This window comes from Pseudomonas sp. PS02303, assembly GCF_029959925.1.
GTDB lineage: Bacteria > Pseudomonadota > Gammaproteobacteria > Pseudomonadales > Pseudomonadaceae > Aquipseudomonas > Aquipseudomonas mandelii.
The window spans coordinates 1-15,736 of record NZ_JASCOM010000137.1 but is presented as its reverse complement, the minus strand read 5'-3'; the positions used below and the strand labels follow the sequence as shown (position 1 = coordinate 15,736).

Genomic DNA, 15,736 nt, shown 5'->3' with positions numbered 1-15,736 from the left:
GGCTCGCTCCCACATTTGATCGTATTTTCATGTGAGAACCCGGTCACCTGTGGGAGCGAGCCCGCTCGCGATGAGGCCAGCCAGATCACCACCCTGTCCCTCGCCTACAAATTTCCAACAATTTCACCCATCAATTCCCGCACTTTGCACAAAATGCCGTTAGTCGCCGCCCCCCGCGATGGATTAAAGTAACGCCCCCAGCCCTGGCGTTATTCGAACGTCTTCGGTCACCCTTTCCAGGAACAGTCATCGATGGAACATCGTGAAGCGCTGCTAGCGCTGCGAACCTTTCTTTCAACGCAGATTCTCGGCCAGGAAAAACTCATCGAGCGCTTGCTCATCGCCTTGCTCGCCGACGGCCACATGCTGGTCGAGGGCGCCCCGGGGCTAGCCAAGACCAAGGCCATCAAAGAACTCGCCGAAGGCATCGAAGCCCAGTTCCATCGCATCCAGTTCACCCCCGACCTGCTGCCGGCCGACATCACCGGCACGGAAATCTATCGCCCGGAAACCGGCAGCTTCGTGTTCCAGCAGGGCCCGATCTTCCATAACCTGGTGCTGGCGGACGAAATCAACCGCGCCCCGGCCAAGGTTCAATCGGCATTGCTGGAAGCCATGGCCGAGCGCCAGGTCAGTGTCGGGCGCAGCACTTACGAGCTGTCACCGCTGTTTCTGGTAATGGCCACGCAAAACCCGATCGAGCAGGAGGGCACCTATCCCCTGCCGGAAGCGCAGCTCGACCGCTTCCTGATGCACGTGAAAATCGGCTTCCCCGATGCCGCCGTCGAGCGCCGCATCCTGCAACAGGCCCGTGGCGAAGCCCTGAACGGCGAAACCAAGCCTGAGCGCCGGGTCAGCCAGCAGGCGATTTTTGCCGCACGCAAGGAAATCCTTGGCCTGTACATGGCCGACGCCGTGGAGGAATACCTGGTGCAACTGGTCATGGCCACGCGCACCCCGGCCAAGTTCGACCCGGAGATGGCCGAGTGGATCGCCTATGGCGCCAGTCCTCGCGGTTCGATTGCCCTCGATCGCTGTGCCCGGGCCCATGCCTGGTTGGCGGGTCGCGACTTCGTCAGCCCGGAAGACATCCAGGCCGTGCTGTTCGACGTACTGCGCCACCGCATCATTCTGTCCTTTGAAGCCGAAGCCGCTGGCATCGATCAGGACCGGGTGGTCCAGCGGATTCTCGACGTCGTAGCCGTCGCTTGACCCCCATGAACGCCCTCCTTCCGCCCGAGCCGGGCATCCGCGTCAGCCTCGCCGAGCTGATCGAGATGCGCCATCGCGTGCGCGAAGTGCAGCTGTTTTCCACGCCGAGCCAGCGCAGCCCCCTGATCGGCCTGCACCACTCCAAACTGCGCGGCCGTGGCGTGGACTTCGATCAGGTGCGGGTTTATCAGGCCGGCGACGACGTGCGCACCATCGACTGGCGCGTTACCGCCCGCACCCAGGAGCCCCACACCAAGCTGTTTCACGAAGAACGCGAGCGACCGATTTTCATCATGGTCGAGCAAAGCCGTCGGCTGTTTTTCGGTTCGGGGCTGATGTTCAAATCAGTGCTGGCCGCTCAGGCAGCGAGCCTGATTGGCTGGGCGGCCCTTGGCCATAACGACCGGGTCGGCGGGCTGGTGTTCGGCGACAACGAGCACTACGAAATCAAACCCCGGCGCAGCAAACAAAGCCTGCTGCAACTGCTTAACCGTCTGGTGCGGGTCAATCAGTCGCTGCACACCGAAAGCGAACAGAACCGCGATTCCCTCAACATGGCCCTGCGTCGTGCACGGGAGGTGCTGCGCCCCGGCAGCCTGGTGATTGTGATCTGCGATGAACGTGCCTTGACCGAAGGTTCGGAACAGCAACTGAGCCTGTTGTCGCGCCATTGCGACCTGTTGCTGCTGCCGCTGTCCGATCCGCTGGACCACGCCCTGCCCGCCGCCGGGCTGCTTCGTTTCGTTGAACGTGGCGCGCAACTGGAACTCGACACCCTGAATTTCGACCTGCGCCAGACCTACCGCGCCCAGGCCGAAGCGCGCATCGCCCGCTGGGAATTGCTCGCGCAAAAACTGCGGGTATTGCTGATGCCGCTGAGCACCCAGAGCGAGATGGTCGAGCAACTGCGCGAGTACCTCAACCCACAGAAACCGGGGAAAGGTCGATGAGCAGCCTCGATCAACTGCAACCGCTGATTACCCCGCCGCCCATCGAGTTCTGGCCCCCCGCGCCCGGCTGGTGGCTGTTGCTGTTGTTGCTGCCGCTGATCGGTTTCGGCCTGTGGAAGGCGCGGCGATTCATTCCGAACAAGCGCCCGATCGTACGCGCCGAACAACCGCTGGACCCGGTGCGCATCGCCGCACTCGCCGAATTGGCGCGGATGCCAAAGCCCTACGACGGCGCACCGGCCGGCGCCTGGCTGCAACAACTCAATGGGTTGCTCAAACGCCTGTGCCGCAACCATTACCCCTACAGCCAGAGCCACACCCTCAACGGGCGCAAATGGCTGGCGTTCCTCGACAACCGCTGCCCGGCCGCCGGTCTGACCCGCTGGATGGTGCTGGTCGAAGGCGCCTACAAACCCGAATGCAAACTCGACGACAAGGCCATCGCCGGCCTCACTCAAGCCGTCGATACCTGGATTCGCAAACATGTTTGAGTTCGCCTGGCCGTGGATCTTTGCCCTGCTGCCGCTACCCTGGTTGATGCGCGTCCTGCTGCCGGTGGCCGACAGCGGCGAACCGGCGCTCAAGGTCAGTTTCCTCAATGACCTCGAAGGCCTGGCCCGCCGCCGTGCGCGCGCCAACCTGCCGGCCTGGCGCCAGCAAGCACCGTTCATTCTGTTGTGGCTGTTGCTGCTGATAGCGGCGGCGCGCCCGCAATGGCTGGGCGATCCCCTGCCGATTGCCGCCAGTGGTCGCGATCTGCTGGTGGCCGTGGACGTGTCCGGTTCCATGGATTTCCCCGACATGCAGTGGCAGGACGAAGACGTCAGCCGACTGTCGCTGGTTCAGCACTTGCTCGGTGACTTCCTTGAAAGTCGCGACGGTGACCGTGTCGGCCTGATCCTGTTCGGCAGCCAGGCTTACCTTCAAGCGCCCTTGACGTTCGACCGGCACACCGTGCGCGTGTGGCTCGACGAAGCGCGAATCGGCATCGCCGGCAAGAACACGGCGATCGGCGATGCCATCGGCCTGGCAATTAAGCGCCTGCGCATGCGTCCGGCCCAGAGCCGTGTGTTGATCCTGGTCACGGATGGCGCCAACAATGGCGGTGAAATCGACCCGCTCACGGCGGCGCGCCTGGCGGCCAAGGAAGGCGTGAAAATCTACCCGATCGGCATCGGCGCTGACCCGGAGCAAAGCGGCACCTTGGGGTTCCTGGGGGTCAATCCGAGCCTGGATCTGGATGAACCGGCGTTGATGGCCATCGCCCAAGTCACCGGCGGTCAGTACTTCCGCGCCCACGATGGCAAAGAGCTGCAAACGATCAAGGACACCCTCGACACACTTGAGCCAGTGACCCAACAGCCGACCCAGGCCCGCCCGGCGCAGGCGCTGTATCACTGGCCTTTGGCGCTGGCATTGTTGTTGAGCATGTTGTTGGTGGTGCGCGAGCGTTGGCCGGACAACCCGCTGCAACGGCTCTTTACCAAGGACCTGTTTTTGCAAACGCAATTGCCTGACTGGCGCCAGCGACTCAAACGCCTGCGCCTGCGGAGGCGCCGATGAGTGCGCTGTGGCCGTACTGGTTCCGCCCCTGGTGGTTGCTGTTGTTGCCGCTGTTGGGCTGGCTGCTCTGGCAACTCTGGCATCGACAAAAACGCGCCGGGCGCTGGCAGATGATCCTGCCACCGGCCTTCCACGCTGCTTTGCTGAGCGGTGGAAACGGGCGCGACAGCAAACTGCCGTGGGTCGTCCTCGGCCTGGCGTGGATACTGACCGTCCTGGCCTTGTTGGGGCCGAGTTGGCAGCGCGTCGAACAAATCAGTCAGAAACCCGCCGACCCGCTGGTGGTCGTGCTTGAGCTGACCCCGGAAATGCTCGCCACCGACGTTGCGCCGAACCGGCTGGAACAGGCCCGGCGCAAACTGTTGGACCTGTTGCAAGTGCGCAGCGACGCCCAGACTGCAATCGTCGTTTACGCCGGCAGCGCCCACACCCTGGTGCCTCTGTCGGATGACCTGTCGACCAGCCGTAATCTGCTCGATGCGCTCAAGCCGTCGCTGATGCCCGAAGCCGGCCATCGCGCGGACCTCGCTGTGACCAAGGCCCTGGCACTGCTGAGTCAGGGGGGATTGGGTGAAGGCCGGATCCTGTTGATCGGTTCCACCCTGACGGACCTGGAACGTGAAGGCATTCGCCAGGCACTGGATCGAAAATCGACGCAGTTCCTGATGCTCGGCATCGGCACCGCCGAAGGCGCACCGGTCGCACAGGAGGACGGCAGTTTTCTCAAGGACGACCAGGGCGCGATCCTTGTGCCGTACCTGGACAGTCCAAGCCTGAAAGCTTTTGCCAACGAGCTTGGCGGACGCTATCGCCCAGCGCGACTGGGCGATACCGACCTGCGCGGGCTCGGCCTGCTTGACGGTCCACGCACCCTGCGCAACGACGGCCAGACCTTGCGCCTGGACACCTGGGCCGATCAGGGTTACTGGCTGCTGCTGCCGCTGTTGCTACTGGCGGCGTGCGCCGGTCGCCGTGGCTGGTTGTTCTGTCTGCCTTTACTGTTCCTGTTGCCGCAACCGAGCTATGCCTTCGACTTTGAAGACTTGTGGTTGCGCCCCGATCAACGGGGCCTGCATCTGCTCAGGCAAGGCCATCCGGCGAAGGCTTCGCAGCATTTTGAGGATCCGCAGTGGCAAGGCGTCGCGCTGTATGAGGCCGGCGACTACAGCGGCGCCGCCCAGCGGTTCGCCGAGGGCAACGATGCCCACGCCCACTACAATCGTGGCAACGCCCTGGCCAAAAGCGGTGAGCTGGAAGCGGCGCTGGACGCTTACGATCAGGCGCTGGAACGCCAGCCGGATCTGCGCCCCGCGCAGACCAACAAGGCACTGGTAGAAAGTCTGCTCAAACAGAAAAACGCACCGCCACCGGTTGAGCCGCAGAAATCCGCCGATGACGAGACCAAGGACACCGAGCAAGAAACGCCACCGGGTGCCGCCACACAGCCTGCGGACAACACCCCACCGAAGTCCGACGCCGGGCAGACCACGCCGGACGCCGGGCAACAGGCCACAACACCGCCGAAACCGGGCGCCAATGAAGTCCCGGGCAGCGAGTTGGGGGACGAGCAAAGCACCACACCACCGATGCGGCCGGCCAGCGACAATATCGACGGCGAACAGCGTCAGGCGCTGGAGCAATGGCTGCGCAAGATCCCCGATGACCCGGGCGAATTGCTCAGGCGCAAATTCTGGTACGAACAGCAACAACATCAGGATCAGGAAAAAACGCGATGACCCGCTTCACCCTTTTCATGCTCGCCCTGCTGCTCAGCACCGTCCAGGCTCAGGCGGCGGCGCTGGTCGCCAGTGTCGATCGCAGTCGCCTGAACTCCGGCGAGACGGTCGAACTGACCCTGGAATCCAACGACGTCACCCAATTCGGCAAGCCTGACCTGGCACCGCTGGAACCGCTGTTCGAAGTGCGTGGCACCCGCCAGGTCAACCAACTGACCACCCTGAACGGCGACAACCGCGCTACCACCCGCTGGATCATCACCTTGCTGCCCAAGGAAAACGGCAGCGTGACGATTCCACCGCTGCAACTGGGCGAGGTGCAGAGCCAGCCGATTACCGTGCAAGTGGTCGAAAGCGAAACCCAGGACACCGCGAACAAACTGGCCCCGGTGTTTATCGACGCCAGCCTCGACCAGTCCAGTGTTTATGTGCAGGCCCAGGCCATCCTGACTTTGCGCATCTATCATTCGGTGTCGCTGTACGACGACAGCAGCCTGACTCCGTTGCAGATTCCCGATGCGCGTATCGAACAACTGGGCGAGTCGCGCACTTACGAGAAAGCCATCAACGGCCTGCGTCATGGCGTGATTGAAATGCGCTATGCGATCTACCCGCAACACAGCGGCGAATTGACCATTCCGGCGCAGATTTTCAGTGCCACGCTCGTCGACACCCAACCCACCCAGGACGCCACCCAGGCGCCGAAGTCCGGGAAACTGATGCGTGTCAGCTCCACTCCGATTCTGCTGACGGTCAAGGCCAAACCCATTACCTACCCTGCCGACCTGCCCTGGCTGCCGGCCCGCAGCCTGAGCCTGAGCGAAAGCTGGAACCCGGAGCCGGACCATGCGCAGGCGGGTGATTCGCTGACTCGTAGCCTCACCTTGAAGGCCGAAGGCTTGGCCAGTTCCCAGCTGCCGCCGCTGCCCGCCACCGACGTCAACGGCCTGCGCCGTTACCCGGACCAACCGGTGCTGAGCAACCAAAGCACCGAGCGCGGCCTGATCGGCAGTCGTGAAGAGCGCGAAGCGCTGGTGCCGGGCCGCAGTGGCGCCATCGAGTTGCCTGCGGTGGAAGTGGTCTGGTGGAACACCTTCGAAGATCACCTGGAACACAGCAGCCTGCCGGCCCGAAGCCTGCAAGTGGCGAGTAATCCGAGCATGGTGGTCGATACTCCGGCTGGCACGCCGTCGGTCATGTCCGCAGCCGACAGCGAAACCCTTTGGCGCTGGAAACTCAGCACCCTGATCCTGGCCTGCACCACCCTGCTCGGTTTCGGTCTCTGGTGGCGTGGCCGCTGGCAACCCGCCGTGCTGCGCGCCGCGCAGACCGGCCCGAGCCCACGCACCGTCCTCGACGAACTCAAACGCGCCTGCCAGGCCAACGATCCCTACGCCACCCGCCAGGCCCTCGACGCCTGGGCCCGGCAACAACCGGAAACCCTCGCCGACATGGCCGCCCGCTTCGTGCCACTGTCCGACGCACTGGACGGCTTGAACGGTGCGCTCTACAGCGAAACCGGCCAGCACTGGCAAGGCGAAGAACTGTGGCGGGCGATCAAGGCGATCCCGATTGCCGAACGGGTTCAGGATCCGGTGGGTGACAGTGGCCTGCCGCCGCTGTATCCGAAGTAACACCGCATCATCGTTCATCGCGAGCAGGCTCGCTCCCACAAGGGACGGTACTGGACACAACATTGGAGTCAACGCAGGACCAATGTGGGAGTGAGCCTGCTCGCGATGACGGCCTAAAGATCGCCGAATACTGTAAGTCAGGGCAAAAATACCCCCCTTGACGCACCCAAACGACGGTTTGCCAGTAAACTCCCACTCTTTTCGCCGCCATCAATTTCCACGCGGCCATCACCTTATTTCCTACGGAGTTCGCCTTGCGTCTGTTTCACACCTCCGACTGGCACCTTGGGCAAAACCTGCACGGCCAGGACCGCGATTTCGAGCACGCCTGCTTTCTTGAATGGCTGTTGCGCCAGCTGAAGCTGGACCAGCCTGATGTGTTGTTGATCGCTGGCGATATCTTCGACACGGTCAACCCGCCAGTCAAAGCCCAGGAACGCCTCTACGAATTCATCGTCAGCGCCCACGAGCAGCAACCGCTGCTGACCATCGTCATCATCGCCGGCAACCACGACTCCGGCTCGCGGATCGAACTGCCCGCGCCGTTGATGCGCCGTTTGCGCACCCATGCGCTCGGCCGAGTGCTGTGGCTCGACGACGGTCAACTGGACGCCGAACGGCTGTTACTGCCGTTGCCAGATGCCAGCGGCGAAATTGCCGGCTGGTGCCTGGCGCTGCCGTTTTTGCGCCCTGCCGAAGTGACTGGCGCACAGTTGGGTGACAACTACCTGCGCGGCATCGGTCAGGTGCACGAGTGGCTGATCGAAGCGGCCAATGCCAAGCGCAAGCCTGGCCAGGCGCTGATTGCCATCAGCCATGCGCACATGGCCGGTGGTTCTGTCTCGGAAGACTCTGAGCGCAGCCTGATCATCGGCAATGCCGAAGCCCTGCCCGCCAGCCTGTTCGGGCCGAGCATCAGCTACGTCGCGCTGGGGCATTTGCACAAGCCGCAGAAGGTCAACGGTGAAGAGCGCATCCGCTACAGCGGCTCGCCGATTCCATTGTCGTTCTCGGAAATCGGCTATCAGCATCAGATTCTCGACGTCACGCTCGACGGCGAAAACCTGGTCAGCGTCGAACCGAAACTGATTCCCCGAGCGGTCAACCTGCAACGCATCGGCCCGGCACCGCTGGCCGAGATTCTCTTGCAACTGGCCGACCTGCCGAACATCGATTTGCTGGCCGATATCCAGCGCCAGCCATGGCTGGAAGTGCGGGTGCGTCTCGACGAACCACAACCCGACTTGCGTCACCAGGTTGAAAGCGCCCTTCAAGGCAAAGCCGTGCGCCTGGTGCGCATCGCCGCCGAATATGCCGGCAACGGCAGTCGCGAGGGTGTCGAAGATGGCACCACGTTGATCGAACTGGACCAGCTCACGCCGCAGGAATTGTTCAGTCGTGCCTGGCAGGACAGCTACGGCAGCGAGGTCGATGAGCAAACGCTGAAAGACTTTGCCGAGCTGTTGCAGGACGTGCAGATGGAGAGCGAACAACCATGAAGATCCTCGCGATCCGCCTGAAAAACCTCGCCTCGCTGGCCGGGCCCTTTGAAATCGACTTTACCGCTGAACCGCTGGCGAGTGCCGGCCTGTTCGCGATCACCGGGCCGACCGGCGCGGGCAAAAGCACCTTGCTCGACGCCTTGTGTCTCGCGCTGTTTGGCGCCGTTCCGCGATTGAGCAACGCTCAGGTGTCGGCCAAGGCACCGGACGCCGATGGCGAAATCAGCACCGGCGACCCGCGCACCTTGCTGCGGCGTGGCACCGGCGAAGGGTATGCCGAGGTGGATTTCGTCGGCATCGATGGCCGTCGTTACCGCGCGCGCTGGGAAGCCAATCGCGCTCGCGAAAAGGCCGGCGGCAAGCTGCAAGCCAGTCGCCAGAGCCTGCGCGACATCGATCAGGATCAGTTGCTGGCCAGTCAGAAAGTCGAGTTCAAAACCCAGCTTGAAGCCGTGCTGGGCCTGAACTTCGAACAGTTCACCCGCGCCGTGCTGCTGGCCCAGAGCGAGTTCAGTGCCTTCCTCAAGGCCAACGACAACGAACGCAGCGAACTGCTGGAAAAGCTCACCGATACCGCGCTGTACACCCGCCTCGGTCGCCGCGCCTTCGACAAAGCCAAAGAGGCGCGTGAAGCGCACAAGCTGTTGCAGGATCAGGCCACGGGTGTGACGCCGCTGGCTCCCGAAGCCCGGGCCGAGCTCGATGCGCGCTTCAACGAAGCGCAGCAGCAACTCAAGACCCAGCAAGCGCAGCTCAAACAACTTGAATTGCAGCACACCTGGCTCAAGGACCTGCGGCAATTGCAGGACGAACAACAGAGCGCCACCGAACAGCTGACCAGCGCCCGGCAGCACTGGGAAAGCCTGGCTGGCGACCGGTTGAAGCTGACGCGCCTGGAACAACTGGCCCCGCAACGGCACCAGTTCGCCCGCAAGACCGAACTCACCGCCCAGCTCACCCCGCTGGCGGCGCAGATTCAGCAGCACATCCAACAGCAGGCCGAGTTGAACGAGCGGCAGGCGCAACTCGAACAGAGCTTGAGCGCTGCGCAGACCGCGCTGGTCGAAGCCCAAAGCCAGCACACGAAAAAAGCTCCGTTGCTGCGCCAGGCCTTTGAAGAGCAAAGCACCCTCGCTCGGCTGGTCAAAGACGCCAGTGTGAGTGCAGAGCACAAGCAACAAGCGGAACTGGCCAGCACTCAAGGACAGCACACGATTCAGGGCCTGCTCGAGCAACAAAAACAGGTTGCTGCACGTCTGGAGCGGATTGCCGGGGAGCTTGAGCAAAGCACGCATTTAGCACCGTTGAGCGAGGCGTGGAACGCCTACCGTGATCGCCTGCAACAGCTGATGTTGATCGGTAATCGCTTGAACAAGGGCCAGGCTGAACTGGCGGCTCTGGAGCAAAGCGCCGCCCGCGCCGGCGAAGAACTGGCGGCTCAAAAGCAGCATCTGGAAGTGCTCTACAAAGAAGCCGGTGCCGAGCCGGAAGCCGTGGCCGAACAAATCCAGTTACTGGGCAACTTGTTGCAGGACAACCGCAAACAACTGCGGGCGTTTGAAGAACTGACACGGCTGTGGGCCAGCCAGCAGGAGATCGACAAGCGCAGCGCCGAGCTGACGCAACGCCAGCTCAGCGCCCAGCAGGAACGTGATCGCCTGACCCAGGACGGCGTGAAGACCAAGAACGAGTTGGTCATCGCCGAACAGACCCTGACCGTCACTCGCGAACTGCTGGAGCGTCAGCGTCTGGCCCGCAGCGCCAGCGTCGAAGAACTGCGCGCACAGCTACAGGACGATCAGCCCTGCCCGGTCTGCGGCAGCCCCGACCATCCCTATCATCAACCCGAAGCGTTGCTGCAAAGCCTCGGTCGCCACGATGAAAGCGAGCAGGCCAATGCGCAGAAGGCCGTCGACCTGCTGAAAGAGAAACTCACCGATTTGCGCGGTGAAGTCGGCGGTTTGATTGCTCAGCAAAAAGAACTGCTGCAGCAACAGGAGCAACTCGCCAGCCAGCAACAAGGCCTGACGCCGAGCCTCGAAGCCCATCCGTTGTCGACGCAACTGCTGGCTCAGGACGCGAACAAGCGCGACAGTTGGCTGGCGCAGCAAAACAGCCAGTTGAACCAGAGCATCACCCAGGATGAACAACGGCAGACCGCCCTGCTCACCCTGCAGCAAGACGCGGCTCGCCTTCAGCAGCAACTGCGCAGCGCCGAGGCAGCTAGCCAGCAAGCGACGCAGCACTTGAGTAACCAGCAGCGTGAGCTGGGCAGTGATCGCCAGCGTCTCGACGAAGAGCTGAGCGCCTTCAGCACCCTGCTTCCGGCCGAGACACTGGAGGCCTTGCGCAACGAACCGGCCGCGACCTTCATGCAACTCGACCGGCAGATCGCCCAGCGCCTGGAGCAACTCGAACAGCAACGCGATGAGCTCGGCGAACAGCAACAACGCCAGCAGACACTGGAAAAAGAACAGGACCGCCAACTGGCCCGCGCCCAGGCACTGGAAGCGGCGCAGCAGCAATTCACCGTCCTCGCCGAGCAACAACAGGCTTGCCAGGAACGGCTGACGCAATTGCTGGGCGAACACAGCAGCGCCGAACACTGGCAGCAGCAACTGGATCAAGCCGTCGAACAGGCGCGCACTGCACAGGCAACAGCCCATCAGGAACTGCAAACCGTGCGCACGCGGTTAGTCGAACTGGCCGCTGAACTCAAAGCCAGACAAGAGCGCCTGCTGGCCCTGGAAACCGAAGACCGCGAACTGAGCGCAAAGATCGCCGACTGGCGCGCCTTGCATCCAGAGCTCGACGATGGCGGACTGGAAGCGCTGCTGAGCGTCGACGACCAGCACGTCAGCGAACTGCGGCAGCACTTGCAGCAAAGCGAAAAAGCCATCGAACAGGCCAACGTGCGATTGCAGGAACGGGACCAGCGCCTGCTCAATCATCAGGCGCAACACAACGGCAATCTCGATGCCGAGCAACTCGCCACGGCACTGACAGACCTGCAAAACCTGTTCGCCGCCAGCGAACACCGTTGCGCCGAACTGCGCGCCGAACAGGCCGAGGATCAGCGTCGGCAGAACGCCAACCAAGCCCTGGCGCAGCAGATCGCCGACGCCTACAGCGAGTATCAACGCTGGGCTCGCCTGAATGCGTTGATCGGCTCGGCGACCGGAGACACCTTCCGCAAGATCGCCCAAGCCTACAACCTCGACTTGCTGGTGCATCACGCCAACGTACAGCTGCGACAACTGGTGCGGCGCTATCGCCTGAAACGCGGCGGCAGCATGCTCGGGTTGCTGGTGATGGACACCGAGATGGGCGATGAGCTGCGTTCGGTGCATTCGTTGTCGGGCGGCGAGACGTTCCTGGTGTCGTTGGCCCTGGCGCTCGGCTTGGCGTCGATGGCTTCGAGCACACTGAAAATCGAATCGCTGTTCATCGACGAAGGCTTCGGCAGCCTCGATCCGGAATCCCTGCAACTGGCCATGGACGCACTCGACGGCTTGCAAGCCCAGGGCCGCAAGGTCGCGGTGATTTCCCATGTGCAGGAAATGCATGAGCGGATTCCGGTGCAGATTCAGGTCCAACGCCAGGGCAATGGCTTGAGTACCCTGGAGGTCAAATGAATACGCTGTACTCGTTCCGCCGCTGCCCTTACGCCATGCGGGCGCGCATGGCCCTGCGCTATTCGGGCGTAGCGGTGCAGATTGTCGAGGTCAGCCTGAAAGCCAAACCTGCCGAAATGCTTGCGCTGTCGGCCAAGGGCACGGTCCCCGTGCTGAGTATCGACGGTCAAGTCATTGATGAAAGCCTGGCGATCATGCACTGGGCCTTGGCGCAGAACGATCCGCAGGATTGGTTGCTCAAGGGTGATCCTGCCGGACAGGCGCACATCGCCGCGCTGATTGAAGAGAATGATCAGACGTTCAAGGTGCATTTGAATCGCTACAAATACGCCGAGCGTTACCCCGAGCAGCCGATGGAAACCTATCGTGCTGAGGGTGAGGTGTTCTTGCGCAAGCTGGAGGTGTTGCTGGAGGGACGCGATTATCTGCTGGCGGCGCGTCCGAGCTTGGCGGATGTGGCGTTGATGCCGTTCATACGGCAATTCGCCCATGTCGATCGCGAGTGGTTCGGGCAGACGTCTTATGTGCGGTTGCAGGGGTGGTTGCAGCGGTTTCTGGCGTCAGACCTGTTCACCGCAGTCATGCACAAGTAATCGCCCCTTCTGTGGCCGCTCGCGCTCAGGCAAACACATCACACATCTGCAACACCGAGCAATCCACCTGGAAGGGCCCGAAGAAATCCTCCTGGCGTTTCACTGGTGGATTACCCGCCAACAACCCAAGCGCTTTCGCCGTTTCAATATTACGCGCCAGGTTGTGATTGGCTTCGATGGACCGCGCAACCGAACCCGCCGAGCCCTGCCCTATCCCCAACAGGGAAGCGCCATTGGTCATGAATGCCAGGAAGGCTATGACCCAGAGTTTGCTGCCTTTCATGCCCCTGCCACTCCCGCCGATGCGGCTTGATCGACCACGACGCTTTGAGCACGGTGTTCGAACTGGATGGCGGGATAAGCGACCTGAACAGGCGCTTCAAAGGTGTGCTGCAAATTGGACGAAACGCTGACGATCAGCACCAGAGCCACGTAAAGACCTATGGCCAGGTAGGCGCCGTATTTGGCAGAAGTGAGGATTGAGCTGGCCATGGTGTACTCCGTGGGCATGTTTAAGTGCCCACAGAATCGATCAAAAAAGCGGTGACAACCACTCAGGGTTTTCCATAGTCACCATCAGCTTCATTGATCATTAAGCCCGTCTATCTCAGTCTTGAATAAAACTCATCAAGCGTTCGCGGGCCGCGTCCGGCTCTTGGGAAACGGGCTGAGCAGCCGAAAGAATGGGGGTTGAATAGAGGAACAGAAGAACCACTGCCAGACGCATCGCCATGCTGTCGATCCTTGTTATTAGATGTTGAGTCAAAAAATCAACGTCAAATCTAAATGCATGGCTATGTGATATCAAGCGATACATTGATGGCAATGTGATGCTGTCGTAAACGCGTTATGCAGGAGCGACATCACTCATCGACGTTCGACGTATTTCGATCGATCGGCGCAAGTGACTTCGCTCCTGCATAAAGGGTGCAGGGCTTGAATTTCAGGCTTGGGTCTTGTGATCCAGTGCCGCGTAGAAGTTGGCGCTCTGTTGCAGGTATTTCTGGGTGTAGCTCTGGGCGTGGGATTTTTTGTCGCTGATCTCAACGTTGGCGCTGGCTGGCAGAGCAACGGTGGCGGAGATGGCAGAAGCGGCGATGATGGAGAAGAGATTGAAGTTCATGGCGGTATTCCTCGGATTCAGTTGGCTTGTTTGCCCGATGGGGCCGTGGAGCAAACTTAACCTTCGAGGGTTGGCGCCTTGAAATCTTTTGTAGCATTAGCAGATATCAGCCTCATTAATACAAGGATGCAGGCCCCATCAACCGGGGCCTGCGGCCTATTGACGCACCAGAAACTTGATGTCGCTCGGGGCATCCATCGGCAGTTTCTGTACGGTTTTACCCAACAAACCGCTCTTGGCATCGCGTTCGACCACAACAATCTGGTTGCTCTTCTGGTTGGCAATCAGCAAGAACTGGCCACTCGGGTCGAGGCTGAACTCGCGCGGGTGATCACCGTCCACCGAACGACGTTGTAGCTCCTGAAGATGGCCGGTCGCAGGATCGATGGCAAACACCAGCACCTGATTGGCGGTGCCACGGTTGCTGACGTAAAGGAACTTGCCATCGGCCGAGGCGTGCAACGCAGCGGCGGCCTTGTCGGAAACAGGCTGGCCCGCCGCCAGATCAACCATCTGGGTCTGCTCAAGTTTGCCGTTCTGGTAATCGAACACCGCGACCTGCGCGCTCATTTCCATGGTCAGCCAGGCGTGTTTGCCATCGGCGCTGAACAGCAAATGACGCGGCCCGCTGCCGGCTGGCAACTGGACCGACGCCGGTGTGGCGGCAGTCAACGGTAGCTCCGGATTGGCCTTGGGATCGAAGCGGTAGACAAAGATCTTGTCGGCGCCCAAGTCATTGGAGAACACGTACTGGCCGTCCGGCGAGGAAACCGTCGAATGCACATGCGCCGACATCTGCCGATCGGGATTGACCCGGCTCGACGGGTGACTGCTCATCTGCACCACGGGCTGGAGCTTACCGTCGGCGCCCACGGGCAACACCGCCAACGTGCCGCCCGGGTCTTCAACCACTGAATAGTTGCTGACGAACAAATGACTGGCCTCACCGCTGAGGCTCGAATGCGTCGGCTCGTTGCCCAGGCTCTGCACCTGATTGATCAAGCTCAGTGCATGGGTCTTGGGATCGATTGAATAACTGCTGACGCGCCCGACCGGGTCTTTCTGGCCGGGGCCGTTTTCATTGACCACGAACAAACGCTGCTGATCCTTGGAAACGGTCAGCCAGGACGGGTTTTCACTGGTGACCACTTGCAGCGGCTTGGGGTTGATCTGCCCGGTGGCGCTGTCGAAGTTCAGGCGATGAATCCCCTGGCTCTGCCCCGCCGTGTAGGAACCGACCAGCAACTGATAGTCGTCGGCCGACGCGGCTTCAATGCCCATCGCGCCGATGCTGCCGGCCATCAACAGCGGCCAGAGCTTATGCATCCTCATTCCCTTCTTCCTCGTCGTCACCACCGCCGAACGCGTCCATAGGCACTAGTCGATGCTCACCGGAATCGCCGGTAATGATCCAGCTCTTCAAATCAGGATCGAAAGTCGCCGCTGTGATCTGCGCAATGCTGAACTCCCAACGTTTGAGTGCTCGGCCGTCCATGCATTCGATGTGCAGGTTTTCGTCTTCATCGAGGGAAAAATCGAAGGCGTGCAGCCCGTCGATTTCCAGCATGTCACAGTGTTCGAGGGCGTTGATCAAGGTGTCGGATGCGGCAGTCATGGCAGTCAATCTTTGAATGGGAAAGACGCAATGATAGCTCAATGTGAGGGTGGGTCTGTGTCGCTCATCCAACATGCTGGCGACACAAAAAACTGTGGGAGCGAGCCTGCTCGCGAATGCGGAGTGTCAGTCGATATTGTTGTTGACTGATGCACCACTTTCGCGAGCAGGCT

The 15,736-nt window shown here is 61.5% G+C and carries 16 protein-coding genes; 10 read left to right on the top strand and 6 right to left on the bottom strand.

The annotated features are described in order from the left end of the window. The 10 genes from QMX98_RS23460 to QMX98_RS23415 form a co-directional block, all read left to right on the top strand. Positions 1-192 (top strand): hypothetical protein (locus QMX98_RS23460; RefSeq protein ID WP_282411452.1); only part of this gene is annotated, 192 nt, incomplete at its 5' end. 60 nt (positions 193-252) lie between these two features. After that, entirely contained in the window at positions 253-1,212 is a 960-nt protein-coding gene (locus QMX98_RS23455) for a MoxR family ATPase (protein ID WP_003218556.1), read from the top strand. A 5-nt stretch (positions 1,213-1,217) separates the two neighbouring features. Further along, positions 1,218-2,162, top strand: coding sequence for a DUF58 domain-containing protein (locus tag QMX98_RS23450; protein WP_010459867.1), 945 nt, complete (start codon positions 1,218-1,220; stop codon positions 2,160-2,162). Further along, positions 2,159-2,653, top strand: coding sequence for a DUF4381 domain-containing protein (locus tag QMX98_RS23445; RefSeq protein ID WP_010459865.1), 495 nt, complete (start codon positions 2,159-2,161; stop codon positions 2,651-2,653). Before QMX98_RS23450 ends, QMX98_RS23445 begins: the two co-directional genes overlap by 4 nt. Further along, positions 2,646-3,725 carry a VWA domain-containing protein gene (locus tag QMX98_RS23440; RefSeq protein ID WP_010459863.1) on the top strand — a complete coding sequence of 360 codons (1,080 nt, stop codon included), beginning with the start codon at positions 2,646-2,648 and terminating at the stop codon, positions 3,723-3,725. The genes QMX98_RS23445 and QMX98_RS23440 overlap by 8 nt, the downstream gene beginning before the upstream one ends. Continuing rightward, positions 3,722-5,461 carry a tetratricopeptide repeat protein gene (locus QMX98_RS23435; RefSeq protein ID WP_169857976.1) on the top strand — a complete coding sequence of 580 codons (1,740 nt, stop codon included), beginning with the start codon at positions 3,722-3,724 and terminating at the stop codon, positions 5,459-5,461. Before QMX98_RS23440 ends, QMX98_RS23435 begins: the two co-directional genes overlap by 4 nt. Then, on the top strand, positions 5,458-7,095 hold the full coding sequence (locus QMX98_RS23430) for a BatD family protein (protein WP_282411451.1): 1,638 nt from the start codon (positions 5,458-5,460) through the stop codon (positions 7,093-7,095). Before QMX98_RS23435 ends, QMX98_RS23430 begins: the two co-directional genes overlap by 4 nt. 254 nt (positions 7,096-7,349) lie before the next feature. Further along, positions 7,350-8,594 (top strand): exonuclease SbcCD subunit D C-terminal domain-containing protein, encoded by a 1,245-nt coding sequence (locus QMX98_RS23425; RefSeq protein ID WP_282411450.1) that lies wholly within the window; start codon positions 7,350-7,352, stop codon positions 8,592-8,594. Beyond that, on the top strand, positions 8,591-12,232 hold the full coding sequence (locus tag QMX98_RS23420) for an AAA family ATPase (RefSeq protein WP_282411449.1): 3,642 nt from the start codon (positions 8,591-8,593) through the stop codon (positions 12,230-12,232). The genes QMX98_RS23425 and QMX98_RS23420 overlap by 4 nt, the downstream gene beginning before the upstream one ends. Then, positions 12,229-12,825: a glutathione S-transferase gene (locus tag QMX98_RS23415; protein ID WP_282411448.1), complete on the top strand. Its 597-nt coding sequence runs from the start codon at positions 12,229-12,231 to the stop codon at positions 12,823-12,825. The genes QMX98_RS23420 and QMX98_RS23415 overlap by 4 nt, the downstream gene beginning before the upstream one ends. A 25-nt stretch (positions 12,826-12,850) precedes the next feature. Here QMX98_RS23415 and QMX98_RS23410 read toward each other — a convergent pair whose 3' ends face one another. The 6 genes from QMX98_RS23410 to QMX98_RS23385 all read right to left on the bottom strand — a co-directional run bounded on the left by QMX98_RS23410 (position 12,851) and on the right by QMX98_RS23385 (position 15,563). After that, positions 12,851-13,108: a hypothetical protein gene (locus tag QMX98_RS23410; protein WP_010459851.1), complete on the bottom strand. Its 258-nt coding sequence runs from the start codon at positions 13,106-13,108 to the stop codon at positions 12,851-12,853. Then, positions 13,105-13,317 carry a hypothetical protein gene (locus QMX98_RS23405; RefSeq protein ID WP_010459849.1) on the bottom strand — a complete coding sequence of 71 codons (213 nt, stop codon included), beginning with the start codon at positions 13,315-13,317 and terminating at the stop codon, positions 13,105-13,107. The genes QMX98_RS23410 and QMX98_RS23405 overlap by 4 nt, the downstream gene beginning before the upstream one ends. Before the next feature lie 115 nt (positions 13,318-13,432). Beyond that, positions 13,433-13,558 carry a hypothetical protein gene (locus tag QMX98_RS23400; protein ID WP_255311789.1) on the bottom strand — a complete coding sequence of 42 codons (126 nt, stop codon included), beginning with the start codon at positions 13,556-13,558 and terminating at the stop codon, positions 13,433-13,435. Positions 13,559-13,768: 210 nt separating this feature from the next. Continuing rightward, positions 13,769-13,948 carry a hypothetical protein gene (locus QMX98_RS23395; protein ID WP_010459844.1) on the bottom strand — a complete coding sequence of 60 codons (180 nt, stop codon included), beginning with the start codon at positions 13,946-13,948 and terminating at the stop codon, positions 13,769-13,771. 156 nt (positions 13,949-14,104) lie between these two features. Then, the gene (locus tag QMX98_RS23390) at positions 14,105-15,280 is read right to left on the bottom strand and encodes a lactonase family protein (RefSeq protein WP_282411447.1); all 1,176 of its coding nucleotides are present in this window, start codon (positions 15,278-15,280) and stop codon (positions 14,105-14,107) included. Continuing rightward, on the bottom strand, positions 15,267-15,563 hold the full coding sequence (locus QMX98_RS23385; protein WP_010459840.1) for a DUF5629 family protein: 297 nt from the start codon (positions 15,561-15,563) through the stop codon (positions 15,267-15,269). The genes QMX98_RS23390 and QMX98_RS23385 overlap by 14 nt, the downstream gene beginning before the upstream one ends. Positions 15,564-15,736 lie beyond the last annotated feature (173 nt).

Excerpts from the sequence above, each read along its gene's own strand:
- QMX98_RS23455 (WP_003218556.1), top strand. The coding sequence starts at position 253 with ATGGAACATCGTGAAGCGCTGCTAGCGCTGCGAACCTTTCTTTCAACG.
- QMX98_RS23450 (WP_010459867.1), top strand. The coding sequence starts at position 1,218 with ATGAACGCCCTCCTTCCGCCCGAGCCGGGCATCCGCGTCAGCCTCGCC.
- QMX98_RS23445 (WP_010459865.1), top strand. The coding sequence starts at position 2,159 with ATGAGCAGCCTCGATCAACTGCAACCGCTGATTACCCCGCCGCCCATC.
- QMX98_RS23440 (WP_010459863.1), top strand. The coding sequence starts at position 2,646 with ATGTTTGAGTTCGCCTGGCCGTGGATCTTTGCCCTGCTGCCGCTACCC.
- QMX98_RS23435 (WP_169857976.1), top strand. The coding sequence starts at position 3,722 with ATGAGTGCGCTGTGGCCGTACTGGTTCCGCCCCTGGTGGTTGCTGTTG.
- QMX98_RS23430 (WP_282411451.1), top strand. The coding sequence starts at position 5,458 with ATGACCCGCTTCACCCTTTTCATGCTCGCCCTGCTGCTCAGCACCGTC.
- QMX98_RS23420 (WP_282411449.1), top strand. The coding sequence starts at position 8,591 with ATGAAGATCCTCGCGATCCGCCTGAAAAACCTCGCCTCGCTGGCCGGG.
- QMX98_RS23415 (WP_282411448.1), top strand. The coding sequence starts at position 12,229 with ATGAATACGCTGTACTCGTTCCGCCGCTGCCCTTACGCCATGCGGGCG.
- QMX98_RS23410 (WP_010459851.1), bottom strand. The coding sequence starts at position 13,108 with ATGAAAGGCAGCAAACTCTGGGTCATAGCCTTCCTGGCATTCATGACC.
- QMX98_RS23405 (WP_010459849.1), bottom strand. The coding sequence starts at position 13,317 with ATGGCCAGCTCAATCCTCACTTCTGCCAAATACGGCGCCTACCTGGCC.
- QMX98_RS23400 (WP_255311789.1), bottom strand. The coding sequence starts at position 13,558 with ATGGCGATGCGTCTGGCAGTGGTTCTTCTGTTCCTCTATTCAACCCCC.
- QMX98_RS23395 (WP_010459844.1), bottom strand. The coding sequence starts at position 13,948 with ATGAACTTCAATCTCTTCTCCATCATCGCCGCTTCTGCCATCTCCGCC.
- QMX98_RS23390 (WP_282411447.1), bottom strand. The coding sequence starts at position 15,280 with ATGAGGATGCATAAGCTCTGGCCGCTGTTGATGGCCGGCAGCATCGGC.
- QMX98_RS23385 (WP_010459840.1), bottom strand. The coding sequence starts at position 15,563 with ATGACTGCCGCATCCGACACCTTGATCAACGCCCTCGAACACTGTGAC.